Origin of the sequence: Stieleria magnilauensis (genome assembly GCA_007753675.1) — a bacterium.
Taxonomy (GTDB): Bacteria; Planctomycetota; Planctomycetia; order Pirellulales; family Pirellulaceae; genus Stieleria; species Stieleria magnilauensis.
This window is the reverse complement of the sequence record CP036432.1, coordinates 1,563,192-1,586,910: the sequence shown is the minus strand read 5'-3', so window position 1 is coordinate 1,586,910 and position 23,719 is coordinate 1,563,192. Positions and strand designations below refer to the sequence as shown.

Here is a 23,719-nt window from a genome sequence, read left to right as displayed (position 1 = left end):
GGTAGTGGACGAGGCGACGAGTCCTCTGTAGTCGGCATATTGGCAAGGACTCGTCGCCTCGTCCACTACCGCCTACCCGAAAACCAAGGTGCGGCGGAATACTGGTGGCAGGTAAACTGCAATCGATGTTGCCGATTACAGCTCTTTGACGCGAATGCCTTTCCAGTGCACGATGCCTTTGGCGCCCTTGTGGATCTGCAAACCAAAGAAACCCTGTGCGTAGGTTCCGTCGTCGATCCAGTGCGCGACCGGGACTCCGTTGACCCACGTTTTGATCACGTTGCCTTTGGCGGAGATCGTCAACCGGTTCCAACCCTCGCGATCCAGGGCGGCGCGGGCCTGTTTGTGTTCGGTCAACCAGACGGGATAGAAGTAACCGCCGCAACTTTGGCCGTAGATGCCGCCGTTCCAGAATCGGTCTCCGCTGATCCCTTCCATCTCGGCTTGTGGGCCGAACACCGTCTCACCGTTTTTTCCGGGTTTGGTCTGGGCCCGGAACATGACGCCCGAGTTGCCGTCGACTTCCCATTTCATCTCGCAGGTGAAAACAAAGTCTTTGAAATCGGTCTTGTCGGTGCTCAAGTACGTGCTCGGCGATCCGGGCACGACGGTTCCCACCAGGACGCCGTCTTTGGCTTCGAATTTGCAAGTCCCGCCTTTGGGTGACCATCCTGTCAGATCGTTGCCGTTGAACAGATCGCGAAAGCCTTCGGTCAAATCCGGCTCCGGATCGGTGTTCAGCAGCATTTCTTCCGGTTTGGGGGCGTTCTGCTGGCTCTTGTATTTGGCGTACCAAGCTGCTTGGGAGGGATCAATGTTGCCGCCGTCGGCAAATCCGCTGACGGCAAACAGGCAGACGAGGGTCCCCTGGACGAGCGTTTGTTCAATCAAGTTTCGCGACACTTCGGTTCTCGAACGGCTGGTGAATGGAAAATGGGCGGCTGCGACGGTGACAACCGCGGTGGATCAGCGCCAGGATAATCGATTCTCATCGCAGCCGCGCTGCGGTCAAGATGCATCGGCGGTTTCGGTTACAATCGCCGCACAGGGGGGCCGTCGAGCGGAAAAGGGGTCAGGTACCAAAAAACAAATGGCCCATCGGGTGCTTCGCATTTTTGGTACCTGACCCCTTTTCCGCGGCACCTTCATTCGAATCGCTGACGGAACACTACATCCTCACCATCGCATTGAGCACAAACGATCCGAAGATGGAAATCACCAGCACCCACAGACAGTAGGCGACCGTGACTTTGGGACCGAGTCGGACGACCCAGAGCCCGATTGCCAACTCGATTGCGGTGAAAAGCATCGACAGCCACGTGAGTTCCTGGATGTACTGTCCGCTCAACCGTCCGGCGAACAGGGTGATGAAGAACGCGGGTAAGCCCAATGCGATCCCCAGCAGGGCCTCCAGGATTCCGGACAGCCCATTCCAGGACGCAATCCACACGAACGGCAAGTACAAACACGCCAAGATCGCCGCGGTCGGCAAACGAGATTGCCGACATTTCATCATCGACCAAACCACCCGGCACCAGACGATGGCGTAGAGGCCGCCGCTGGTGACCAACGGAAACTTCGCGACGGCCGCCAACAGCATGGCGACGATGGCCGTGGCGATCAGTACGGTTCGAATCGTGAATCGCATGGGGGCCGCCGGATCTTTGGCGTGCTGCAGCGATGGCGATGGCATCCACGGAAGCGCCAAAGAAAGAATCGATACCGAAACGAGCATTCCGATGGCGAACTGTCCGATCAGTGGCGAAGGCCGACTTTGGTCGGAACCGGTCCAATCATAAAACGACGGAATGAACCATCCCACGACCAGGCTGGCCGCGATCAATAACGGAAAAACCGGGAGACGTCGTCGTACGTTTCGAGTGGCCATGTTGATCCAGAGCCCACCGCTGGCGACCCGATGCGCTGTTCGCGGTTTGTCCAACGACATCTGTTTATTGGACCTGGGTTGATGATCTGGAAACGATCTCTATAACGTCGCACAGCGAACGACCAACGCCCCACCACACGATACGTTCGGAACGCACGACTACCGCGGAGAATGGTTTGACAGCGCTGCCGGAGAACGGAACTCTCGAAAGGCGCCGCCTGCGCGGTGACTTGAGTGCCAGCATGATTGACGGTGCGGCATTTGGCGGCATGGTGGGGTTCGGCGAGACCTACATTGCCGCGTTCGCGTTGGCGATCGGCTTGGGCGAAATGGCCGCAGGAATGGTCAGCAGTTTGCCGTTGATCGCCGGGGGGCTGATGCAGTTGACGTCCCCCGCGGCGATCCGTGTTTTGCAGTCGCACAAACGCTGGGTCGTCATTTGCGCGTTTCTTCAAGCCTTGACGTTCTTGCCACTGGTCATCGCCGCGTGGATCGGGACGATTGATTCAGTGACGTTGATCCTGGTGGTGTCGGTCTACTGGGGAACCGGATTGGCGACCGGGCCGGCCTGGAACACCTGGATCGGTACGATTGTCCCCCGGCCGATCCGGGCGCGTTATTTTGCCAATCGCACCCGAGTCTCCCAGGGATGCGTGTTCGCCGGGTTCCTGATCGGCGGCGTGTTGCTGCAATGGTTCACGGCACTGGATTTACGGCTGGTCGCGTTCACCGTTTTGTTTGGCGTTGCGGGGGGATGCCGGCTGGTCTCGGCCTGGATGCTGCTCAAACAGAGCGAGCCGGTTCCCTTGCCACCGGGAATGCGCGCGATCCCCTGGAAACGTGTCTTTCATCATTTGCGTGAGAGCAGCGGCGGAAAGTTGCTGGTCTATTTGTTTGCCATTCAGGCCGCGGTGCAAATGTCGGGGCCGTTTTTTACGCCGTTCATGTTGAACAAGCTTGAGTTCTCCTACGGAGAGTTGACGGGGCTGTTTTCGATCGCGTTTTTGGCGAAAGTCGTTTCCTTGTCGATTTGGGGGCGAGTGGCCAGCCGGACCGGTGCCAAGAATCTGCTTTGGATCGGCAGCATCGGCATTGTGCCGATCAGCGCCTGTTGGGTCGTCTCGCAAAACTACGCTTGGCTGGTGTTTGCTCAAGCGGCCAGCGGCATGTTTTGGGCCGCCTATGAACTCGCTTTTTTCCTGCTGTTTTTTGAATCGATTGCGGTCGAAGAACGTACCAGTGTGCTGACGATTTACAACCTGCTCAATACAACCGCGTGGGTGATTGGGGCGCTGCTGGGCGGCGCAGTGCTGTTCCATTTTGACCTGAGTTTCCATGGTTATCTGGTCTTGTTCGGGCTCTCATCGCTTGGGCGTTTAATAGCGTTGGGGCTGCTGTTGCGGGTGCCGCGGCTGATTGTGGATTCGGACGAAATGGGAGTGCGAACCGTTGCCGTCCGACCCGGTTCCGCGTCGTTGGACACCCCGGTGCTGGCCAGTTTGCCAGATCAGACTGGCGAAGAGGACGGAACGCAGGACAACGCAAGCGGTTCGATCTAAAGGTGTCGATGCAAATGACGTCGGCGCCCTCGGACCCGGCCAGCCCGCACGCTCAAGCTCACCAATCAACTCCTTTACGAACGCAGACTGCGGCACCGCCGGCGGATGGATTCGCTGCGATCCCGGCCGGGCAACGCTGTGAAGCATTTATTCCCTGCGTTTGACGAGGTGTTAGCGGCAGGGCGCAAGCCCTCCGGTGCCCGTTGTTAACGGTATTGCCCTCGCGCCCTTCCGCTACCATCGACGTAGTCTCTATCATTGACCGGTCAACCATTCCAGTGCGGATTAACACGGGCCATCGACTAGGGAGCTTCGGTGAAAGAGACCTCTGCCAACATCGACGAATTCCTGCATCTGCTTCGGGCCTTGGTCAGAGAACCGTCGGTCGTCGGCGTGGAAGATGCGTTTTTTCGTGTTCTGCGCCGGGAACTTGAAGAGTATCCGGTCAAGGTGGATCGCTATCACGGGCTGTTGGTGGCCCAAGGCTGCGAGCCGGACAGCGTCTATTTGTCGGCGCACATCGACCGACACGGACTGCTGTGCACCGGGCCGAATGAGTTTCAGTACGCCGCGTTCATCGCGGGCAACCGCGGTGAATTGACGGGCGACTCAGTATCGGAACAGTTCATGGAGTTGATCGCCGGGCGTTTTGATGGCCAGCGTGTCCAGGCTCACACGCCCTACGCCGGAACCTATTGCGGCCAAGGTCAGATCACGCGTTCTTACGTTTGCCCGCGACGACGCAACTTGATCTTTGAACTCGACGGATTGGAATTTTTGCAACCCGGCTTTCCCGTTTCGTTTCTCGATCGATTGCGTGTCGATCAAAACTTTGTCTCGGCACAGCTGGACAATGTGGTTTCCGTCGCGATGCTGATCGAGTTGATCCGCTCGGGGTTCAAGGGGACGGCGTTGTTCACCGCCGGTGAAGAAGCCGGACGCAGTTGGCGGTTTGCCGTGGAGTGGTTTCAACGACATGATCTTCGCACCGATCGACTGATTGTGTTGGACACCAGTCCCTTCCCAACTTTAGACGAAGTCGCCAAGCAGGACGTCGTGCTCCGCAATCGAGACTCGATGGCGACCTTCGACGAACCACTGACCGATAAACTGGTCGCGATCTGCGATCGGTTGAAGATTCGTCATCGCTTCAAAGATCGCTACGTCGAACTGTTGAACTTGGAGCGTGAAAAGCCACTCTCGATCGGCCGCACGGAATTGGGACGCATCATCGCCGCAACCGATGGCGTGGTCCGCGGAACGACGTTGCAACTGCCCACCACATCGTATCACACCGCATCGGAAACGGCTGAGAAAACCAGCATCGCCGCGATGCTGCGACTGCTGCGGAATATCTGTGAGTTGCCTGATCCGCAGTAACGATTCGAAGCGGCGTCGCCCCGTGCGATTCGACACGGCCGATTCACCACAGAGTTCGCCGATGGTCTTCGCGGAACGACGCGGGACCGACGGGTGTCCTGTATAATCAAGCCATTGCCGAAAGTCTGACTTTCGGCGGAACTTGGCGCGGTCAAGGACGTTTCATTGCAGGCGTCTTTATTCGAATCGAAATCCTGTGGGATCCAACTTGCGCAGAAGAAGGGAATGGTCATGAATGAAAGTGCAGCGATGTGGCGGCGGCGTGGAATTCTTCAAGGCGGTATGGCGTTGGGAGCTACGGCGCTGACCACGCCAGGTTTGTTCGCGGAGCTGATCGAGACGCCGCCTCAAACCGAAGGCCCGTTTTATCCCAACAAGATGCCGCTTGATACCGACAACGATCTGCTGGTGATCAACGACTCGATCACCCCGGCCGTTGGTGAGATCACACACCTGAGCGGTCGCGTTTTGGATAGCAAAGGCAATCCGGTCCGCAACGCGTTCGTCGAAATTTGGCAGGTTGACCATAACGCGGTGTACATCCACACCGGTGACAAGACGAATCGGGAAAACCAAGACACGAACTTTCAAGGGTATGGCCGATTCCTGACCGATTCCAAGGGCCACTACTACTTCCGTACAATCAAGCCTGTCCCCTATCCGGGGCGAACCCCGCACATCCATTTCGGGATCAGCCAGGGAGGAGAGCGGATTCTCACCACGCAGTTGTACGTGAAAGGACATCCGGGCAACGCCCGTGATCGACTGTTCCAAGGGATCGATCCCAAGTCTCGCGAAACCGTGTTGGCAGACTTCGCGCCGCTTCAAAACTCAAAACTCGGCGAGCTTTCCGTGAACTTTGACATCGTGTTGGGCGTGACGGCCAAGGAAGATGAATCCGGCAAGATGCACGGCATCGGAAAGTCTCAGTGGCTGAGCCGCCAGGGACGTGCCGACCGGAGTTGATTGAACCGCGATAGCGACACTTCTTCATTGCCTTGCGGCATTCGACCGATCGGACTCTTTCCGATCCGGTGGACAATTTCGACAGCGATCTGGACAAACTCTCGAAGCACTTTTTTGGGTTTCGGTCCTTTAATGGACTGGTCCCAAATAGCTCCTTCGATCGAGGCGAAATCGCGTGAAGTTTATCCAAGCATGGGGCGGTCTTCTGACCTTGCTCGTCTGTCTTTCTTTTGTCAGTGGTTGCGGTAAACCGGAGGGGGCACCCACTGCCGGTGAGCTGAGTGACTTCTTGGCCGACAACCCCGAGATCGCGAACGCCGAGCCGCCAGAAATTGAAGCGGAATGAGCGACTGCCCCAACCCTCTATTCTCTTATGGAAGTGAACAAATGACACGAAAGCAATCTGGATTCGCACTTGTCGAACTCTTGGTCGTGATTGCCATCATTGGCATCATGGTTGGCTTGCTGCTGCCGGCGGTCCAGGCGGCTCGTGAAGCGGCACGACGAATGAGTTGCAGCAATAATTTCAAGCAAATCGGTTTAGCACTTCACAATTACCATTCGGCTTACAAACAGCTTCCCATGTTGATGGGTGGCACGGATTCGGCAACGAACACCAGCAACGCGGTTCCGGCAACCAGCAACAACGCGATGCAGTTGAGCATCTTTGTCGGATTGACGACGTTCATGGAGCAGCAGGCGCTCTGGGACCAGATTCGAAATCCGCTCGATGCCGACGGCGATCCGACGACGACCAATGACGTTTACAATTCGATGGGGCCGGTCCCCAATATGGGGCTGGGGAATCACAATACGGCGATGTATGCGCCGTGGCTGACGGAGATTCCGACGCTGCGTTGCCCGTCCGATCCTGGGGTCGGTTTTCCGGCTCAGGGACGCACCAACTACGCCGCTTCATCGGGCGATTCGATTCATCAATCCAATGTCGGGTTGTTGAATTTCGATGCCACGAAGCGCAAGTTTGTCATCAGTAACGGCCGCTCCAGCCAATCCGCGATGGGACGACTGGAACTCGTCGGTTGGGCGACGACTTGATGGGGCTGACTGCGGGTCAATATGACATGGTCTCCATCGGTCAAGCGTGTCGGAGGTTGATCATCGTCAGGCAGCTTGAGCCATGCGCTGCCGTGGGTGATGACGTACATGCAAACCAGTCCAGCGGGCACGTCCAGGCCCGCATCGGCATCCAATTGCATTTCTCTGGCGGTCCAGAGCGGCAGGTACAGGCGGTCCAGCAATGCAGTGACGAGAGTGTGGCTCGGCAACATCAACTGAGGGGTCCTATGGGTGGCGCTTCAACAGATCACGGCCGGCGATCCTTCGCCGGTTCCTCTAGACACGGATTGGCGGGGACAACTGTTACAGCGTTTCACGTGGTTTTTTGGCGCATTGCCAAGATCGTGCCGTGGACCAACGGACCGCAACGAGTGAAACAGACAAACGCTGAGGTTATGCCGCCGGTTTTTCACATGCGGAATTTGCACCGTCCCCGACAGCCGGCGTGATGATTGGGTACACTGTTACATCCTCCAAGATGGTCACTCCTCACGCCACTTTGGGGGCGGCGGTTTCATCAGGCCGAACAAGACGCCGGTTACTGATGGCCAGTGAAGTCCCCAGCGAAGGACTTCCGCGAAATGGAAGCTCATCCATGACTCATCCTCCCACGAGTACCACAATGCGAATCAAGTTGTTGCCGCTGTTGACGATGCTGATGGTCGTTGTCATCCCCACCGGATTCATCCAGCCGGCGGTCGCGGAAAAACCCAATGTAATCGTGATCATGGCGGACGATCTCGGCTACGGTGATGTTTCGTGTTATGGCGCGACATCGTTGACGACACCGAACATTGACCGGTTGAGTGCCGAAGGACTGCGGTTTACCAGTGGCTACTGCTCCGCGTCGACGTGCACGCCGACACGCTATTCGTTATTGACCGGCACCTATGCGTTTCGCGGTGAACGTACGGGCATTGCACCGCCCAACGCACCGGCGATCATCAAACCGGGAACCGACACGGTTGCGTCTCTGTTGCAGCGCGCCGGCTACGCCACGGCGGTGATCGGCAAATGGCACCTCGGACTCGGTGGAGAAGACGGGCCGGATTGGAATGGCCAGTTAAAACCGGGGCCGCTGGAAATCGGCTTTGACACCTGTTTCTTGTTGCCGACGACCAACGATCGTGTGCCGCAGGTGTATGTCCACGATCATCGGGTTCCCAATCTGGATCCCGCCGACCCGTTGTGGGTGGGACGCACAAAACCTAGTCCCGATCATCCCACCGGGCTGACGCATCGCGACACGCTGAAAATGGATTGGTCGCACGGGCACAACTCGACGATCCATAATGGCATCAGCCGAATCGGTTTCTACACCGGTGGACACGCCGCGCGTTTCCGCGACGAAGACCTGGCCGACAAGTGGGTGGAAAAGTCGGTTGAATTCATCGAGCAACATCAGGACGAACCGTTCTTTCTGTTCTTCTCGTCACACGACATTCACGTACCACGGATGCCGCACGAACGATTTCAAGGCAAAACATCACTCGGGTTCCGCGGCGATGCGATCATCGAACTCGACTGGTGTGTCGGCGAAGTCATGAAGACGTTGGACCGATTGAATCTGGCCGAAAACACGTTGGTCGTGTTCTGCAGCGACAACGGCCCGGTGCTGGACGACGGCTACAAGGACGGTGCGATCGAAAAGATCGGTGATCACCGCGCCGCCGGTCAGTATTCAGGTGGCAAATACAGCGTCTACGAAGGTGGGACGCGCACGCCGTTTATCACGCGTTGGAAAGGTCGCATCAAACCCGGTGTCAGCGATGAAGTCGTTTGCACAATCGACTTGGCGGCAAGTCTGGCGGCGCTGACCGAACAGTCGCTGCCGAACGATTTTTTCTTGGACAGTTTTAATGTCATCGACGCGCTGCTCGGAAGAGACGGAGCGCAAGGCCGCGACCATCTGGTTCAACAGGACAACGGCGCCGCCGGCACCTACGGCATGCGGGCCGGCCAATGGAAACTGCATCGCTATGGTAAAAAAACGGCTCGCAACGTCGTGGTTGAGACCCAGTTGGCCAACACTAGCGTGCCGCCCTTTCAACTGTTCAATTTGGACAACGATCCCGCCGAAACGTCCAACGTGATCGAACAGCACCCGGACGTCGCCGAGCGACTGAAGAAGCAGCTTGATGACCTGATCGAGCAGGGACGCAGTCGTCCTGCCTCGTAGTGACGCTGCCATCATCGGTCAGCGGTAAGCGCGTAGGGCATGCTGTGCATGCCATGCCGCCGTCAGGCACAGCCTGACCTACGGTACTGGCAAGGACTCGTCGCCTCGTCCACTACCGCCTACCCGAATCGCAGGGTGACAAAGATCACTCGCCTGCGATGCGTTCGATCTGCGCCAGCGTGCTGGCCAGATTGGCTTGGGCGCGGGCGACTTGGACTTGCAAGGAAAGCAATTCGCGATAGGTGGCGATCAGGTCTGTAAAGTCAGCTTTCTTGCCTTGGTAGTCGGCCGTCGCGATCTGCAGTGTTTGCTCGGTGCGTGGGATCAGGCGATCGCGGAACAGTTCCAATTGCTCGATTGCAGCGTCGGCGGCAGCGACCTGACGGCGCAGTGTGCCACGAACGCGATCACGCTCGGCATCCAAACGAAGTGCGGTGCTGCTGCGCTGGTGGGCCGCTTCGCGAATCCCCGCGTTGATCTTGTCTCGCCAGATCGGAAGTGTCACGCCGACGGTGAAGTTGATGTTGTCGTGGCCATTGGCAACACGGCTTAACACGTCGTGGTTGTCGTTGATGATGGAATAGCCCAGACCGAGTTGAAAGTCGGGATATTGCTGCAGACACGCCAGCGATTCTTTCGCGCGGTCACGGGCAATCTCCGCTGCCAGCCCCTGCAACATCGGATTGCGTTGTTCGGCTTGGGCGACCAGTAGATCCAGTTCTGGTTTGGCCTCGTCCAGATTGAGCTGATCAACGGTTGTGGGCATGTAGTGCAACGGCTGACGAACCAACGCTCCCAGGTCGGCACGGGCTTGTTCCTGTTGGCGACGCAGCGCGATCCGTTGATCTTCCAAGCGGTCTCCTTCGATTTCCGCACGCAAGACATCTTGCTGGCTGCCGCCGGTTCGATAACGGGCTTCGGAGACGGCGATCAAATCTTCGACGCGTTCGGTGTTTTCGTCCACAATTCGGATCAGTTCACTGGCCAACCACAATTCGTAATAGGCCAATCGAACCGCTTCGGTGATTTCCAGTTCGGTCTGTGCGATCTCGGCATTTGCGATTTGGATTTCGCGAATCGCGACCGCGCCGCGCGCACTCAGCTTGGCCGGTCAGGGCAGCTTTTGCGTCAGCGCGAATTGATGTCCGACACGGCCGCCAGCGGTTTGCAAGGCTTGGTCGTGAATCGGCCAGAACGTGTTGCCGAGCATTGGGTCTTCCAATGCGGTCGCTTGGGGAACGCGATGTTGAGCCGCGGCGACCTTTTGACGGGCGGCGGCGATCGACGGGTGTGTGGCCAATGCGTTGGCAATCAACGAATCGAGCGTCACAATGTCCTGCTGGTCGGCCGGGGCAGTCAGGTCGGCCGGCTCTTCACCGTCTTGGAATGCCACCAGATGGACGTCCGCCGGCACCACCTCGGATTCGTCGCTGGGGTGGCCGGCCAACCGCTGCGATTCGGGCGGCTGTGTTTGGATTGTTGGATGACTGTCAAAGGTGTCATCGAATCGCTCGACCTTGGTCAGCCCGCCGCGACAACCTGTGACTGCGATCAGGCTGGCCAGCAGCAATGGACGGGCCGATTTCACCTTGAAGACCCGTCTGCGTTGTTGCGTTGTGATCATGCGTTTTGTCCCCATCGTGCCAGTCGTGACGAAAGAATCGCCTTGAACTTTGTTTCGGCATGCGGTGACAATGACTTGGCATCAATCACGCTTCTTTGCTACTCCCGTCCCCCATGCACCGCCGAATAACCCGCACTGCCCTCACCGTTTGCCTGGTCGTCATGACGACGATGCAGCCGGTATCGGCGTTGGCGCTGATGGGAACCTGTTCGGGAAATGTTTGCGAGCAAGAGCCAACGTGCGGGGGGGGTGGATGCTGTGACGTTGCCCAACAAGAGCAGCGTTGCTGCTGTTGCCCCGATCGCGGCGACGGGACGGAAGGTCGTCCGGCTGTGGGGCATGACAAACTGTCCAGCAAATCGGTCGGTTCGTCGCGAGGATGCTTGATCGATCTGAAAGCCAGTCGAGACGCGACCGATTACCGGGCGGTCAACCGCCGATGCACGTGCCGTGTCTCGGCCCCTCCGATGGATCGAACCAGCACGTCCGACTCGGCCGTTCGTGATCTGTCCTTGCGACTTGCTTCGTTGGAATTCGTCTTGCCCGAGGACGTTTCGCCGATCGTCCGTCCGCGTTTGGTCGATGCCACGCCCGGCAGTCGCGCCGATTTCTCTCAACGCATCCTCTGTGTGTGGCGGATTTAGCCGGTTTTGACAGGGCGCGCGCCCACTGTGACCAACCGTGCTGATTTCCATTTTGATTCTGACGGACAGATTCCGTCGCCACCAGAGAGATTGACGATGCGCTTTTTTATTGGTTCTTCCCTGTTACTGTTGCTTCTTGTCGCTGCGATCACCGGATGCGGTGAGACGACTCCAACCGCCTCCGACCCGGCTGCTGACCCCGCGATTTCGGATCCGGTCGAGGCCACCGCAGTCAACTTCGCGAACACGAAGTGCCCCATCATGGGCGGCAAGCCGACCGCCGAACTGACGGCGGAGTACGAGGGCAAGACGATCGGTTTTTGCTGTGAAGGCTGCCCCGAGAAATGGGCGGCACTCGACGAGGATGTGAAAGCCGAAAAGTTCGCGAAGGTTGATGCGCATGCCGGTCACGATCATGCCGCCGACGATGACAACGCCGGTCATGAGCATGCCGAAGACGCAACCGACTCGCCACAGTAGTAGGCGATCCCCTGAGAGTCGCTGACGCCGCCAGACGTTGGACCGTCTACGTTCTGGCGCGCGTCGCTGCGACATGGATGTCCCGCTCGTTGAAGGCGCTCCGACGGTTCGGCGCCGTTCAAAGTGCGGTGTTGGTTTTCGGTGTCGGTGCCTACGTCGGACTTCCGACGGTGATGCGGCCGGTCGAACGCGCCGCCGCCTCTCTCGGCGTCGATTTGAACGCCGTGCCAGGCTATGTCGACGCCAAGCATCTGTTTACGGGGCTGCAAAGCGACGATTGGATCGCCCTCGATGAAGGCAGTTGGTTCTACATGCCGACGCTGTACCCGGCAGCCAGCTTTTCGCAGGCGATGCAGGTGTTGCAAACGCAGGACGTGTTGATCGGCCAGATCCCCGAGGTCAAGGATGTGCTCGGCAAGATCGGGCGGGCGGAATCGGCACTCGACCCCGCACCGGCCGCGATGGTCGAAACGTACGTGATGCTGAAACCCGAATCGGAGTGGCGCGAGGGAGTGACCGCTCGCCAGATTTGGGAAGAGATCAATCGGGTCGCCACGCTGCCCGGCGTCACACCCGCATCGGCTCTGCAACCGATCGAAGGCCGCGTGGTGATGCTGCAATCAGGCATCAAAGCTCCGATGGCCATCCGCATCTACGGCGACGACCTGCAGACCCTGGCGACGGCCGCGATCGCTGTATCCGCACAACTCAAAAAATCCCCGTATGTCAATTCCGGAACCGTCAATCCAGATATCGTGCTCGGCAAGCCTTACGTCGAATTCAGCGTCAATCGCGAAGCCGCGTCGCGATACGGCATGAACGCGTCCATGGTGAACGAAGTGATTGAGACGGCACTGGGCGGGATGAACTTAATCAAGACCGTCGAAGGCCGCGAACGTTATCCCGTTCGACTGCGCTACAACCGTGACTTGCGGGAACGTATTGACGGACTGAGCCGTTTACCGGTGGTCACGCAAAGCGGTGCCGTCGTTCCGCTGGAAGAACTTGCCAGTTTGGAAACCACCTGGGGCCCAGGTGCGATCAACAGTGAGAACGGACGTCTGATCGCGCACGTGGCCTTCATGACCAACGGTAGCGTTGGGGATCTGGAGTCGGTTGCGGCCATTGAAGAACAGCTGCGACAAGCCCAGACGTTGCCGGAATCCAACCCCAATCGACTTTCGCTGCCCACCGGATACTCGCTCGAAGCCGTCGGCAGTTTCCGCAACCAGATCGAAGCCAATCGCCGATTGATGTGGATCATCCCCGTCGTGATGGGGATCAATCTTTTGCTGATCTATGTGCAGTTCCGGAACCTGCCGATTTCTCTGGCGGTCTTTTCCGGTATCCCTGTCGCCTTTGCCGGTGGGATGATCTTGGTCGCGTGGATGCAAGTCGAACTCAACACCGCCGTTTGGGTCGGCTTCATCGCGCTGTTCGGGTTGGCCGTGGACGACGGGGTGGTGATGGCAACCTACGTCCATCAATTGCTCCAAAAACGCCGGATCACAAGCGTCCAGGAGATCCGCGACACGGTTTACGAAGCAGGGCTCAAACGGATTCGCCCCTGCGTGATGACCACGGTCACGACTCTGGCGGCGTTGATTCCCGTCATGATCGCCGATGGACGCGGCGCCGATGTGGCCCGCGCGATGGCCATTCCCGTTTTTGGCGGCATGTTGGTCGAGCCCTTCACGTCGTTCATCGTGCCGACACTCTATTGCGGCTACCTGGAACTGAAGATGCGTTTCGGTCTGGAAGATGAACTCTGGCAGGGCGACGCTGGCGAGCGTGATACAATGGGCCATTGAACCCCTCTCTCGCCGTGATATCTTCTGTGTTCGGAGACTGTTGCCCGATCGCAACGATTTCAAACGCTTCACCATTTACGGGATGAACTTTTATGATGCTTCGCATCTTGGCTTTGATCAGCTTGTTCGTGGCCGTCTCGACCGCCAACGCACATCCCGGCCACTCGCATGACTTCAGCGGCGCCGTTGAAACCGGGATCGCGCACCCTTGGACCGGAATCGATCACCTGATGGCGATGGTGTTGGTCGGGGTGATGGCGACGCAAAGCGGGCTGCGTCGTCGCTGGATGCTTCCGGCGTTGTTTTGTGGGGCGATGGCAGTCGCGAGCGTGGCCGGGCAGGCAATCGGACCGATTTTCCGGCTGGACCTTGGACTCGCGATCGCCCTGATCGCGTTGGGAGTCTGCTTGGTCCGTCGATTTCACCACGCGATGTTGCCAGCCATTGTGACCCTCTGCGGCGGCTTGCACGGGTTTGCCCACGGCGCCGGATGGGGCGCGGGCGATGTCTCGATGCCATACCTCGCCGGCATGATCCTGGGCACCACCGTACTGCATCTGGTCGGCATGGGAATCGGAACTGCATTCAACCAGACAAGGTCTCGATCAACCTGGGTGCGTGGGACCGGCACGATTGCCTGCGCCGTCGGTGTCGCATTGCTCCTCGGCACCGTTTGACCAGACCCTCAACAAGTGGCGTACGCTTCCAGCTTGCGAATCCGTCAGCTGTCAGCTTACACCGCTTACGTCCGCTCGTTTCTTCGCAGGCCTTCGGGAGATCGACGAATCGTGTCGCAAGCAAACGCCGATGAAGAAACACGTTGCGCGGCTTACCTGAAAGCGGTCGGCGATCCGCTCCGAATTCGCATCGTGCGGGCGCTGCAAGTCGGAGCATTGAGCGTTTCCGATCTCGCCGAGCTGTTGGACCAAGAGATCGGCGTTGTTTCGCACCATCTCAGGGTGCTTTACCACGCGGACATCGTCCAGACCCGCCGCGACGGCAAGTACATCTACTATTCCCTCAACAACCAGTTTCTCGACGCGGGTCGACGCAAACGCAATCGCGTGCTCGATTTCGGCTGCTGCCGTTTGGATGTCGGCCAGTCGCCGGCGGACTGAACCACGACACCGGGCAACGCTGTGAAGCATTTTTTAGCGGTAGGGCGCGAGCCCTCCGGTGTTTCGGGAACGATGAGAGACCGGAGGGCTTGCGCCCTGCCGCTAACACCTCGTCAAACGCAGGGAATCAATGCTTCACAGCGTTGCACACCGGGAATCGGCGTCGCTTGACGGACATTCTAACGTTCATCAGAATGTTGGGGCGTGAACACCAGCCGTGACATGTTTGGCCCTCGGCAAAACCCTTCGTACCCAGCGACAGCGACGATGACGTCTCCCATTCGGTTTATCATGATCGGCGGCTTCCTCGGCGCCGGCAAAACCACCTTGATCTCCGGCTTGGCGCGGCATTACCAGGCTCAGGGAAAACACGTCTGTGTGGTGACCAATGACCAGGCCGCCGGATTGGTCGACACGGAGTTGCTGCGCAGCCAAGGTTTGAATGTCAACGAAGTGGCTGGGTCGTGTTTTTGTTGCAATTTCCATGGCTTGACCGACGCCATCGAAGCCTTTGAAACCCATCAGCGGCCCGACATCATCCTCGCCGAACCCGTTGGCAGTTGCACCGACCTGATCGCCACGATTGCGATCCCGATGATGGAGCAACTCGGTGAGAAATTTGTTCACAGTCCGTACGCGGTGATTTTGAAACCGAGTCACGGGCTAAAGATTTTGACCGGTGGCCAGGGACGAGGTTTTTCGGAAAAGGCGGAGTACATCTTTCGCAAGCAACTCGAAGAGTCCGAGTTGATTTTGATCAACCGCATCGATGAATTGACTCCCCAGCAGCAAACCCTGTTGCGGGACTGTGTCGAAGAGCAGTATCCCGGTCGGCCGGTGATTTTTCTTTCAGCCAAGACCGGCGAAAACTTGGAGGCGGTTTGCCAGTCACTGGCCGGTGACGCGGCGGCGCGAGAGCAGTTGATGGACGTGGATTATGACGTCTACGCCGAAGGGGAAGCGGAGTTGGGTTGGCTCAATGCGACCGTTTCCTTGACCTGCAGCGATCCGATGCCGATCGATGGCGTCGTCATGCGGATTGTCGACTTGATTCGAACGCGTCTGGAAGCGCGCGATGCCGAACCGGCACATTTAAAGGTTTTCTGTTCCTCCGGCGATGCGGTCGGCGTTGCCAATCTGGTCAGCAGCGACACTGCGACGACGCTGTCGGTCGCTTCACAAGCTGAGGGCATAGCGTTGACGCTGATCATCAACGCCCGTGTCAGTCTGGGGCCCGACGCGCTGCAGGAATCCGTCGCCAGCGCTGTCGATGCCTTGGCCGCCGAGTTCGCTGCTGAGGCTGAGGTGAGGTCGGTCGAAAGTTTTCGCCCCGGACGTCCCGTGCCGACCTACCGTGCTGGGACGTAGTTTGTTAGTCCGACAACTGCTTGAGAAAAATGTCCTTGAACTGCACCGTCATCGGCTGACCGGAACGCAGTTGTAACCCCAGGATTCCTTCTAAATCGGAGTGTCCTTCTTCTTCGTCGATCAATTCGGAACAGAGTTCGCCATTGATGCGGAGCGTGATGTGTCGGCCCTTGGCGGTGATGTGGTAGTCATTCCACTCGCCTGACGGTTTCATGGTCGCTTTGGTGCCCAAGTCGGTCGCCGTCCGTTTGCCGGAAGCATCGATCACGGTCCGCTGGCCGTTGCCGGTCAACAACTCGGGGCCTTTCCGCGAATGCATTTCGTCGCAAACGCCTCCCAGGTATGGCCCGCTCTGGTAGATGTCCGCCTGGTATCCGACCGCCAGACCGTCAGGTCTGATTTTGCTGCGGAACTGGACTCCCGAATTGCATCCGTTGCCGGTCACCCGGAACTTGAGCTTGACTTCGAAATCGCTGACGTCGCCGCCCTGCCAGACCAAAAACTGATTCGAGGTGCAGGGGTGCTCGGGCGTCGACTGGCCCGTGATCGCGCCATCCCGCACCGACCAGTAACTCATGTCGAGCGCCTTCCAACCGTCCAGGGTTCGACCGTCAAAAATCGATTTAAATTCTTCTGCCGAGCAAGCTCCGGCGGAGAGCACGACCGAAACGAGCAAAGCTGGCAATAGCAGCGGTGACGGGTAGCGCATGTTCTTAACTGTAGGGCAAGTAGAAAGCGGAAATCGATTCGCGGTAGTTTACCATGCCGGCCGAAACGATTGGCAGTTTGTCGACCGCAGGCCAACACCGCTAAGCGAAGCGTCGTTTCCGCTCGTTTGTGCCCGTAGGCTCGCGCCAAACGGCTGATCAATCGTACCGTCGGACACTCATACACCGAGCGTTGCTTGATCGACTATCCGACTTTTCGTCGCGTGGACAGCGCTGTGGGTCGCTGGGCGCCGGATCGCTAGAGGAGCCCCCGGCTCCAATCGACTTGTCCCCAGCCGACTTCGCGGACGTCCAGTTCCGGCAACCAGCGGCGGATTTGTTCGGCGTTGGATGGGCTGGATTCGTCCGCCGTGGGTCCGGTTGCCGACAGGTACAACCGGCTGACACTGACCTGGGACAACGCGGCCGCGCGACAGGTCGCGACCACTTCGTGAATGACCCCCAACCGATTGGCCGCGACCAAATAGAGTTCGGCGTCTTGAAACTGTCCAAACAGATCGATGTTCAACAGGTCGTCGGCGATGGGGCTCAACAGCCCGCCGGCACCTTCGATGATCAACGTGTCGCAGTGATCGCGCCAACGATCAGCGCCGCGCGTCAACTGGTCGACGTCGACCCGTTGCCCCGACCGTCTGGCCGCCTCGTCCGGTGCGACCGAGGCTTCGAAGCGCTGGGGGCAAACCGCGTCTAGATTCAGGGGGCGGCCGGCGGCTTCCCAGAGCGCAACGGCGTCGCTGGAGACGAGCGGGGCGACCGGAGTTGCAGAATTCGTCTCCGAATTGCGGGGTTGCCGGATACAACCACTCGCCACGGGTTTGTAGACTCCTACGCGAACACCGGCGCTGCGTTTCGCAACCGCAAGCTGTTGGGCAACGTAAGTCTTTCCGACTTCCGTTCCGGTTCCCGAAACGAAGACGATTTCCAATGCTATGCCTTTCCCTTGCCTGAAATGAACGAAACCGTGATCAATCGAAATGTGCGAATCGGATTGTTGCAGATGTCGTACGCCGGCTCACGCGACGCAACGCTCGACGAAGTTGAAAAACGGGTCGACGAGGCGGCTTCCGAATCGGTCCAGATCCTCTGCCTTCAAGAGCTTTTTGCAACCCCCTATCCTTGCCAGTCCGAGGATCATTGTAATTTCGACTACGCCGAGACCCTCGACGGGCCGTCGGTGCGTCGCATGCAAGACCTGGCCAAGCGGCACGAAATGGTGATCGTCGCGCCGATTTTTGAGAAGCGCGCCGCCGGCGTCTATCACAACACCGCGGTCGTCGTCGACGCGGACGGCAGCCTGGCGGGAACGTACCGAAAGATGCACATCCCCGACGATCCGCTGTATTACGAAAAATTCTACTTCACGCCCGGCGACATGGGATTCCGTACCATTCAAACCCGCTACGCCAAGCTCGGCGTCGGGGTTTGCTGGGACCAGTGGTTCCCCGAAGCGGCTCGTTTGTTTGCCCTGGCCGGCGCAGAAATACTGTTCTACCCGACTGCGATCGGATGGATCGACGGCGAAAAGGAGGAATTCGGTGCGGGGCAACTGGACGCTTGGCAAACGTCGATGCGGGCCCATGCGATCGCCAACGGAATTTGGCTGGGGGCGCCCAACCGTGTCGGCAGGGAAGGCCAAGTCGAATTCTGGGGATCGTCCTTTGTGGCCTCTCCCCGTGGTGAAGTTGTCTCCCAAGCCGCTCAGTCCGGCAACCATGTCTTGTGCGCCGATTGTAACCTGGGCGAAATCGACGTCGTGCGGACGCATTGGCCGTTCTTGCGCGACCGCCGCATCGACGCCTACGACGGACTCTTAAAGCGTATGATCGACTGACCAAACGTGTCGGCCGGATGGGGATAGTGCCTGACATGACGTTCATCACTCAAAAAACCAAACTCATCGATTGCTCACCGACCGAACAACCCTATCGCGAGTTGTTCATCGTCGAAGGTGATTCGGCGTCCAAGGCGGTCGCGCGTGTGCGTGACCAGCGGTATCAGGCCGTGTTGCCGATGCAAGGGAAACCGATGAACGCGACGAAAGCGTCCGATGCGTCGGTGCGGAAAAATCAATGGTACGCCGCACTGATCGATGCATTGGGGACGGGCTGGCACGCCGAAGATCTAGCGGAGTTGCGGTACGATCGCATCCTGTTCTTGTTTGACCCCGACGCGGACGGAATCCACTGCGGTGCGCTGATGCTGATGTTCTTTGACGTTTATTTGCGGCCGCTGTTGGACGCCAACCGCGTCTCGCTGGTCAAATCACCGTTGTTCGAAATCCGCGCTCGCGGATACGGCGACGCCCTGCATGCCTACAGCGAAGACCACCTGCAGCGGATTCGTACGGTGCTGGATGAAAAGAACATCGTTCACCGCCATCAACGTTTCCGCGGACTGGCAAGCCTGAGCGAGACGACGTTGAAAGAACTCTGCGTCGATCCGAATTCCAGAACCGCTTACTTGCTCCGCCACAGCGACGCCTTGGCCGCCCGATCGGTTTTCGGGCCGCAGCGGCATTAAGATTGAAGGGCTGTCTTTTCTCAGGGGGCAGGCTTAAGGCCAATACCACTGAGTGAAGCGTCGTTTCCACGAGTTGCCCGTAGGCTCGCGCCCAATACCGCTAAATCGGCTAGGTTTTGACCAGCGCAAGGCCCGTAGGCTCGCGCCAAACGGCTAGTCATCGTTTGAGATCAGCCGGTTCGCGCCAGCGTCCGGGCCTCCTCATGGACGTTGACTTAGTTAAGTGGCCTTGAGATCGACCCGCCGTCGGCGCGTGTCGCGACCAAGCGTCTCGTTCCGCGACGATACCCACCTGGATGGGAGGTCGGGTGCCGTTCTTTAGCAGGCCAGTCGCCGCCTTTGCGGGGCTTTAGCGGGTTCTCAATTTACATTATTGCCGTCAGGCTGTATCATGAGAGGGCCGGGTGTGACGCAGGGGCACATACGCAAGGGGCATCGGCTGCTGATCTTGCCGGAAGAGTGCGGTTCCAAGCGACCGTTTTCGCGAATTCAGCTGGAGGGGATTTAACTCGCATCCGAGTCGGGGCAGCTCGGATGCGGGGCCTCCTAAAACGCTTAATGTCCATCCTTCCAAGATGAGTCCGGGGCGGCGGTCAAAGACATTTCCCCCAACCCCTGATTCAGCGAAGTTCCGCGGCGAGTTTTTCGCGAAAGATCTTGCTGTTGTGTCGGATATCGACCGGCAACGGTTCGTCGCGGATGATCACTTCTTGGATCGTTCGCGTGATCGGGTTTCTTGCGGCCAGATCCAACAGTTCCGCTACCAGTCGTCCAGATTCCTGCTCGGACTGCGGCCAATGTTCACCGATCGGTTCGATCAACATCACGGGCGTTTGGTTTCCCGGCTCACCGCGTCCGACGAGCGCGGAGCGATAGACATGCGGGTGGGCATTGAAGATCGCTTCGCAGGGGACGGTGAACCAGGTTCGGTTGCTGCCACGCACGCGATGGGCTTTGCGGCCACAGAACCAAAACCGATCTCGTGAGTCGAGGTAGCCGACGTCACCCATACGATGCCAGACGGTGTCGCCGTCGATGACTTTGTGCATCGAATTTTGATCGCTGCGGACGACATACTTGCGCGTCACCATGGGGCCGGTGACCATCAGTTCGCCAATCTTTTGGGTTGGCAATGCCTTGGTCTGTTCGATCGTCTCGATGGGACCGTCATCGATCTCGATCACCTTCCACTGGACGCCTTGAAAACGAGTGCCGACGCAAACGCCCTTGCCCTTGGTCGCCGCCGGTCCGGTTTCGGCGATCACCTCGCGTGATTCGATCGATGCGATCGGCAGTGCTTCGGTCGCGCCGTAGGGCGTAAAAATTTCGCCTTCTTCGGCGATCAAATCACGCAGCTTGGCCATCGTCGACGCGGGGACGGGGGCGCCGGCCGAGAGCACGCGACGCAGGGTGGGGAAGGGACGTTGGACGCCGTGGTCGTTACACCACCGCACGACGGTGTTCCAAAGTGCGGGCGAACCGAATGCCTGGTCGATTTCCCATTGCTCGGCGGCTTCGATCAGGCGTCGCGGATTGACGTCGGCCGGTCGGGTCGGATCCATGTCGGGAATGACGGTGGTCACGCCCATCACGGCATCGAACAATCCGAACAGTGGAAAACACGCCAGATCGCGCGAACCGCGGTGGATGTCATAACGTTCGCGGATGCGATCGATTTGCGCATGGAACGTTCCGTGGCTATACAAGACACCCTTGGGTGGCCCGGTGCTGCCGGTCGTGAAAATGATCGCTGCCGGATCGGGCCGATTGATGATCGGTAACTCCAGCGTCTTTCGCGAGTCCGAATTGGTATCGAATGTAGCATCACGGCCCAGTTGGATGATCTGGTCAAGCGTTTTGCCGCCCCAGAAATAACGTCTGCCCACCGTCACGTTCCAGCTGGCCGAGGGAAAACGGTGTCGAAGCAACGTGCGGATCGCCTGCGCTTTGGGAATCCCCACAAATCCGTCAGGCCGGGCGTCGGACAAGCATTGCACCAGGTGTTTGCGCCCGATCCCGGGATCGATCAACACCACGATCACGCCGGCTTTCAACAGCGCAAAGACCAGTTCGATGAACTGACCTCCGAAGGGCACCAACATCGCCAACCGCATTCCCGGACGAATCCCCCAGGCGACCAACCCCCGCGCGATCAAATCAGTGCGCTCGTCGAGATTCTGAAACGTCGTCAAGGCATAGTTTCGGGGCCCGTCCTCGGCCGGCGGTCCGCTCGGTTCGGCAATCGCGATCGCTCCGGGGGTCAACGAAGCGATGATGCGAAGCCGCGAGGCGACGTTTCCGTCGCGAACTTCTGTGCTCATGTTGTCACTCTTTCGGATTCAGCCACCAGTGCGGTGATGACGTGTTCGGCGATCGATTCGTCGATCACGCTTTGGGCCCCTTTCCAGCCTGGGATCGCGTTGACTTCCAGAAACAGTGGTGGCCCGTGATCGTTATCGATCAGGTCGACCGAAGCGAAGACCAGCCCGAACAACCGGGTGATTCGTTTGGCCGTCGCTTTCAAACACCCGTCCACTTCGATCCGCTGGCATCTCGCGCCTGCGGAAACATTGGATCGAAAGCAGTTCTCGTTGTGTCGACGCATGCCAAACACCTGCTCGCCGATGACCAGCAAACGCGTGTCGCGGCCGCCCGGCGAGATGAAGGATTGAATTTGAAGCACTGCGCCCAACTGTTCGAGAGTGGAGAAGCTGGTCCAAGCAAGCTGGGCGTCACGGATCCTCATCACGCCGCGGCCTTCGCCTCCGAAGATCGGCTTGACCACACAGTCACCGCCCAATTCTTCAAACGCCTGCATTGCTTCACGGCGTGATTGTACGACACGTGTCGAGGGGGTCGGCAATCCGGCACCGGCCAACCTTGCCAAACACGCAAATTTGTCGATCGACCACTCCAGCGCACGCGGCGGATTCACGATGGCGGTGCGATGTGGCGTCACGCGGTCGGCGATCGCGTGCAGCGCCGCCAGACGAAAGGTGATCTGTTCCATCGAGCCGGCTGGCATCGTTCGCGTCAGGATCGCGTCGAAGTCGGAAAGCTGCTGTCGGTCCGAAAGCAGGGAAACCGGCGCTTGATCATCACCGACGCGTGCGGCGATCGATTCCCACGGCGCGATCTCCAAGCGATGGCCATGCCGACATGCCGCTTCGCGAAGTCGTTCGGCGTGCCATCCACTGTCCGGGCCGAGCATCAACAGGCGTCGCGACGCGACCGGCGAACCGCTCATGTGCCGAAGGACTCTCGCAAGATCTCCGTCACGATTCGTCCGGAGGTGAAGGTCCGCCCGGTGCGGAGATTATGAATCGAGACGACTGCCGGGCTGAACAGCGACGGGTCGACCGCGTAGAAATCGTGATTGTATTGGGCGAAGATCTCGGCAAAGGGTCGGCCATGGTCTGGCGACGCCGAACTGGGGATTTTGTCCAGAATCGCTTCGATCGACTCGTCGGGGCAATCGACCCACAACGAAACCGTGGCGCCGTAGAGCATCGCGTCGTTGGTCCGACCGATCCCCGCGATCATCTTGCCACGCTCAGCCGGTGGCGGCAACGGAGCCGAGCCGGTCGCCGAAATCACCGATCGAACGTCGAATTCCAGATCGTCCAGTTTGTGCATCGCCGTTTCGACGCTGCGGGCGACAATTTGGATCGAACCGGCGATCGATGTACTCGACGCCACCCCGACGGTCACCGACTTTGGTGCCACGCCACAATCCCCGGCAATCATTTCAATCGCAGAGACCGTGGGCAGTTTGTCGGACTCCAAAATGCCGCAGGCTGAATCAGATCCCTCGTCGCCGAGCTCCTGTTGGATCAGCATCTTTTCCTTGCCCCGCAACAATCGCATCGGACCACTGCCCATCGCGAAGTAGTCGTCGGACTGGACCGGCCAGCCCGCGTATTGGCAGCCCAAGCAGCCGACGCGGGGCGCGTCGGTTTCGACAAAGACGGCGTTGGCAACGCCGTAGCTGGCTCGGTCGCAGGGGACGACCGAAACCTGACCGAGTCCGCCCATACAGGCTCGCGCCAACAGTACGCCGGCTCGAATCGAGCCCGGCGATTCCACACCAAAATCCAACACGGTCGCTTCGGCAATGCGATGCAACTGGACACGGGCCAGTGGGGCAGATCGCAGCCCATCCCAGATTTCGGCGGCAGCTTGGTTCGGCGAATAGTCCATGGGCAGAAAACAGCGGTCGGCGGATCGTGGGACGGGGGGGACGCGATTGACGAAGTCCTCGGACCAGCGAGGTTTCCAGGTCGGCCGTGACGGCACCTGACACGAACTTGCCAGCACGAGAGCGGCTACCGTCAGCACTGCGTCTTCCATCGCAAATGGAGTTGCGATGGATTGTCA

General features: G+C 58.9%; 22 protein-coding genes and 2 pseudogenes. 14 read left to right on the top strand and 10 right to left on the bottom strand.

Features of this window, described 5'->3' with window-relative positions; genetic code table 11:
- Positions 1 to 135: 135 nt before the first annotated feature.
- Positions 136 to 903, bottom strand: a complete 768-nt coding sequence (locus TBK1r_RS05910) for a 3-keto-disaccharide hydrolase (protein WP_419581016.1) — start codon at positions 901 to 903, stop codon at positions 136 to 138.
- A gap of 265 nt (positions 904 to 1,168) precedes the next feature.
- Positions 1,169 to 1,888, bottom strand: a complete 720-nt coding sequence (locus tag TBK1r_RS05905) for a hypothetical protein (RefSeq protein WP_145208083.1) — start codon at positions 1,886 to 1,888, stop codon at positions 1,169 to 1,171.
- Positions 1,889 to 2,130: 242 nt separating this feature from the next.
- Between TBK1r_RS05905 and TBK1r_RS05900 the strand changes: the two genes are divergently transcribed.
- From TBK1r_RS05900 to TBK1r_RS05885, 5 genes and pseudogenes are all read left to right on the top strand, one after another.
- Positions 2,131 to 3,447, top strand: a complete 1,317-nt coding sequence (locus TBK1r_RS05900) for an MFS transporter (protein ID WP_145208081.1) — start codon at positions 2,131 to 2,133, stop codon at positions 3,445 to 3,447.
- Positions 3,448 to 3,762: 315 nt separating this feature from the next.
- Positions 3,763 to 4,827: a peptidase M42 gene (locus tag TBK1r_RS05895; RefSeq protein ID WP_145208079.1), complete on the top strand. Its 1,065-nt coding sequence runs from the start codon at positions 3,763 to 3,765 to the stop codon at positions 4,825 to 4,827.
- A 231-nt stretch (positions 4,828 to 5,058) separates the two neighbouring features.
- On the top strand, positions 5,059 to 5,793 hold the full coding sequence (locus tag TBK1r_RS05890; RefSeq protein WP_419581015.1) for a dioxygenase family protein: 735 nt from the start codon (positions 5,059 to 5,061) through the stop codon (positions 5,791 to 5,793).
- 175 nt (positions 5,794 to 5,968) lie between these two features.
- A complete protein-coding gene (locus TBK1r_RS38355) occupies positions 5,969 to 6,139 on the top strand; it encodes a hypothetical protein (protein ID WP_372895344.1) in 171 nt (56 codons plus the stop codon).
- A gap of 41 nt (positions 6,140 to 6,180) precedes the next feature.
- Positions 6,181 to 6,768, top strand: a pseudogene (locus tag TBK1r_RS05885) (DUF1559 family PulG-like putative transporter); the annotation flags it as partial.
- Here the strand turns inward: TBK1r_RS05885 and TBK1r_RS05880 are convergent.
- Entirely contained in the window at positions 6,729 to 7,010 is a 282-nt protein-coding gene (locus TBK1r_RS05880; protein WP_419581536.1) for a cupin domain-containing protein, read from the bottom strand. The pseudogene TBK1r_RS05885 and the gene TBK1r_RS05880 sit on opposite strands and share 40 nt — an antisense overlap.
- Positions 7,011 to 7,492: 482 nt before the next feature.
- Here TBK1r_RS05880 and TBK1r_RS05875 point away from each other — a divergent pair, with 482 nt between their 5' ends.
- A complete protein-coding gene (locus TBK1r_RS05875) occupies positions 7,493 to 9,049 on the top strand; it encodes a sulfatase family protein (RefSeq protein WP_145208070.1) in 1,557 nt (518 codons plus the stop codon).
- A gap of 145 nt (positions 9,050 to 9,194) precedes the next feature.
- Here TBK1r_RS05875 and TBK1r_RS38350 read toward each other — a convergent pair whose 3' ends face one another.
- Together TBK1r_RS38350 and TBK1r_RS38345 are read right to left on the bottom strand one after the other, a co-directional pair.
- Entirely contained in the window at positions 9,195 to 10,058 is an 864-nt protein-coding gene (locus TBK1r_RS38350) for a TolC family protein (protein ID WP_473772491.1), read from the bottom strand.
- A gap of 102 nt (positions 10,059 to 10,160) precedes the next feature.
- On the bottom strand, positions 10,161 to 10,673 hold the full coding sequence (locus TBK1r_RS38345; protein ID WP_419581014.1) for a hypothetical protein: 513 nt from the start codon (positions 10,671 to 10,673) through the stop codon (positions 10,161 to 10,163).
- Positions 10,674 to 10,786: 113 nt separating this feature from the next.
- On the opposite strand from TBK1r_RS38345, the gene TBK1r_RS05865 reads away from it, so the two are divergent.
- The 6 genes and pseudogenes from TBK1r_RS05865 (at position 10,787) to TBK1r_RS05840 (ending at position 16,094) form a co-directional block, all read left to right on the top strand.
- Positions 10,787 to 11,317, top strand: a complete 531-nt coding sequence (locus tag TBK1r_RS05865) for a hypothetical protein (RefSeq protein WP_145208068.1) — start codon at positions 10,787 to 10,789, stop codon at positions 11,315 to 11,317.
- 96 nt (positions 11,318 to 11,413) lie between these two features.
- Positions 11,414 to 11,797: a hypothetical protein gene (locus TBK1r_RS05860; protein WP_419581013.1), complete on the top strand. Its 384-nt coding sequence runs from the start codon at positions 11,414 to 11,416 to the stop codon at positions 11,795 to 11,797.
- A 128-nt stretch (positions 11,798 to 11,925) separates the two neighbouring features.
- Positions 11,926 to 13,608 (top strand): annotated as a pseudogene (locus TBK1r_RS05855) (efflux RND transporter permease subunit); the annotation flags it as partial.
- Positions 13,609 to 13,700: 92 nt separating this feature from the next.
- A complete protein-coding gene (locus tag TBK1r_RS05850) occupies positions 13,701 to 14,285 on the top strand; it encodes a HupE/UreJ family protein (protein WP_145208066.1) in 585 nt (194 codons plus the stop codon).
- A gap of 111 nt (positions 14,286 to 14,396) precedes the next feature.
- A complete protein-coding gene (locus TBK1r_RS05845; protein ID WP_372898914.1) occupies positions 14,397 to 14,726 on the top strand; it encodes an ArsR/SmtB family transcription factor in 330 nt (109 codons plus the stop codon).
- 267 nt (positions 14,727 to 14,993) lie between these two features.
- Positions 14,994 to 16,094 carry a GTP-binding protein gene (locus TBK1r_RS05840; protein WP_419581012.1) on the top strand — a complete coding sequence of 367 codons (1,101 nt, stop codon included), beginning with the start codon at positions 14,994 to 14,996 and terminating at the stop codon, positions 16,092 to 16,094.
- 4 nt (positions 16,095 to 16,098) lie between these two features.
- Here TBK1r_RS05840 and TBK1r_RS05835 read toward each other — a convergent pair whose 3' ends face one another.
- Together TBK1r_RS05835 and bioD are read right to left on the bottom strand one after the other, a co-directional pair.
- Entirely contained in the window at positions 16,099 to 16,803 is a 705-nt protein-coding gene (locus TBK1r_RS05835) for a 3-keto-disaccharide hydrolase (RefSeq protein WP_145208064.1), read from the bottom strand.
- 257 nt (positions 16,804 to 17,060) lie between these two features.
- Entirely contained in the window at positions 17,061 to 17,747 is a 687-nt protein-coding gene (gene bioD / locus TBK1r_RS05830) for a dethiobiotin synthase (protein ID WP_145208062.1), read from the bottom strand.
- A gap of 39 nt (positions 17,748 to 17,786) precedes the next feature.
- Between bioD and TBK1r_RS05825 the strand changes: the two genes are divergently transcribed.
- Positions 17,787 to 18,653, top strand: a complete 867-nt coding sequence (locus tag TBK1r_RS05825; RefSeq protein ID WP_372898360.1) for a carbon-nitrogen hydrolase — start codon at positions 17,787 to 17,789, stop codon at positions 18,651 to 18,653.
- A gap of 35 nt (positions 18,654 to 18,688) precedes the next feature.
- Entirely contained in the window at positions 18,689 to 19,342 is a 654-nt protein-coding gene (locus tag TBK1r_RS05820) for a toprim domain-containing protein (protein WP_419581011.1), read from the top strand.
- Positions 19,343 to 19,962: 620 nt separating this feature from the next.
- On the opposite strand, the gene TBK1r_RS05815 is transcribed toward TBK1r_RS05820, so the two are convergent.
- Genes TBK1r_RS05815 through mch form a run of 3 tightly spaced genes read right to left on the bottom strand, consistent with a single transcriptional unit; the run spans position 19,963 to position 23,638 of the window.
- Positions 19,963 to 21,663, bottom strand: a complete 1,701-nt coding sequence (locus tag TBK1r_RS05815) for a fatty acid CoA ligase family protein (RefSeq protein ID WP_145208056.1) — start codon at positions 21,661 to 21,663, stop codon at positions 19,963 to 19,965.
- A complete protein-coding gene (locus tag TBK1r_RS05810) occupies positions 21,660 to 22,589 on the bottom strand; it encodes an ATP-grasp domain-containing protein (protein ID WP_145208054.1) in 930 nt (309 codons plus the stop codon). The genes TBK1r_RS05815 and TBK1r_RS05810 overlap by 4 nt, the downstream gene beginning before the upstream one ends.
- Positions 22,586 to 23,638, bottom strand: a complete 1,053-nt coding sequence (gene mch / locus TBK1r_RS05805; RefSeq protein ID WP_419581534.1) for a methenyltetrahydromethanopterin cyclohydrolase — start codon at positions 23,636 to 23,638, stop codon at positions 22,586 to 22,588. The genes TBK1r_RS05810 and mch overlap by 4 nt, the downstream gene beginning before the upstream one ends.
- Positions 23,639 to 23,719: the final 81 nt, after the last annotated feature.

Excerpts from the sequence above, each read along its gene's own strand:
- TBK1r_RS05820 (WP_419581011.1), top strand. The coding sequence starts at position 18,689 with ATGACGTTCATCACTCAAAAAACCAAACTCATCGATTGCTCACCGACC.
- TBK1r_RS05875 (WP_145208070.1), top strand. The coding sequence starts at position 7,493 with ATGCGAATCAAGTTGTTGCCGCTGTTGACGATGCTGATGGTCGTTGTC.
- TBK1r_RS05905 (WP_145208083.1), bottom strand. The coding sequence starts at position 1,888 with ATGGCCACTCGAAACGTACGACGACGTCTCCCGGTTTTTCCGTTATTG.
- TBK1r_RS05880 (WP_419581536.1), bottom strand. The coding sequence starts at position 7,010 with ATGCAATTGGATGCCGATGCGGGCCTGGACGTGCCCGCTGGACTGGTT.
- TBK1r_RS05865 (WP_145208068.1), top strand. The coding sequence starts at position 10,787 with ATGCACCGCCGAATAACCCGCACTGCCCTCACCGTTTGCCTGGTCGTC.
- TBK1r_RS05890 (WP_419581015.1), top strand. The coding sequence starts at position 5,059 with ATGAATGAAAGTGCAGCGATGTGGCGGCGGCGTGGAATTCTTCAAGGC.
- TBK1r_RS05850 (WP_145208066.1), top strand. The coding sequence starts at position 13,701 with ATGATGCTTCGCATCTTGGCTTTGATCAGCTTGTTCGTGGCCGTCTCG.
- TBK1r_RS05840 (WP_419581012.1), top strand. The coding sequence starts at position 14,994 with ATGACGTCTCCCATTCGGTTTATCATGATCGGCGGCTTCCTCGGCGCC.
- TBK1r_RS38345 (WP_419581014.1), bottom strand. The coding sequence starts at position 10,673 with ATGATCACAACGCAACAACGCAGACGGGTCTTCAAGGTGAAATCGGCC.
- TBK1r_RS05815 (WP_145208056.1), bottom strand. The coding sequence starts at position 21,663 with ATGAGCACAGAAGTTCGCGACGGAAACGTCGCCTCGCGGCTTCGCATC.
- TBK1r_RS05835 (WP_145208064.1), bottom strand. The coding sequence starts at position 16,803 with ATGCGCTACCCGTCACCGCTGCTATTGCCAGCTTTGCTCGTTTCGGTC.
- TBK1r_RS05810 (WP_145208054.1), bottom strand. The coding sequence starts at position 22,589 with ATGAGCGGTTCGCCGGTCGCGTCGCGACGCCTGTTGATGCTCGGCCCG.
- TBK1r_RS05860 (WP_419581013.1), top strand. The coding sequence starts at position 11,414 with ATGCGCTTTTTTATTGGTTCTTCCCTGTTACTGTTGCTTCTTGTCGCT.
- TBK1r_RS05900 (WP_145208081.1), top strand. The coding sequence starts at position 2,131 with ATGATTGACGGTGCGGCATTTGGCGGCATGGTGGGGTTCGGCGAGACC.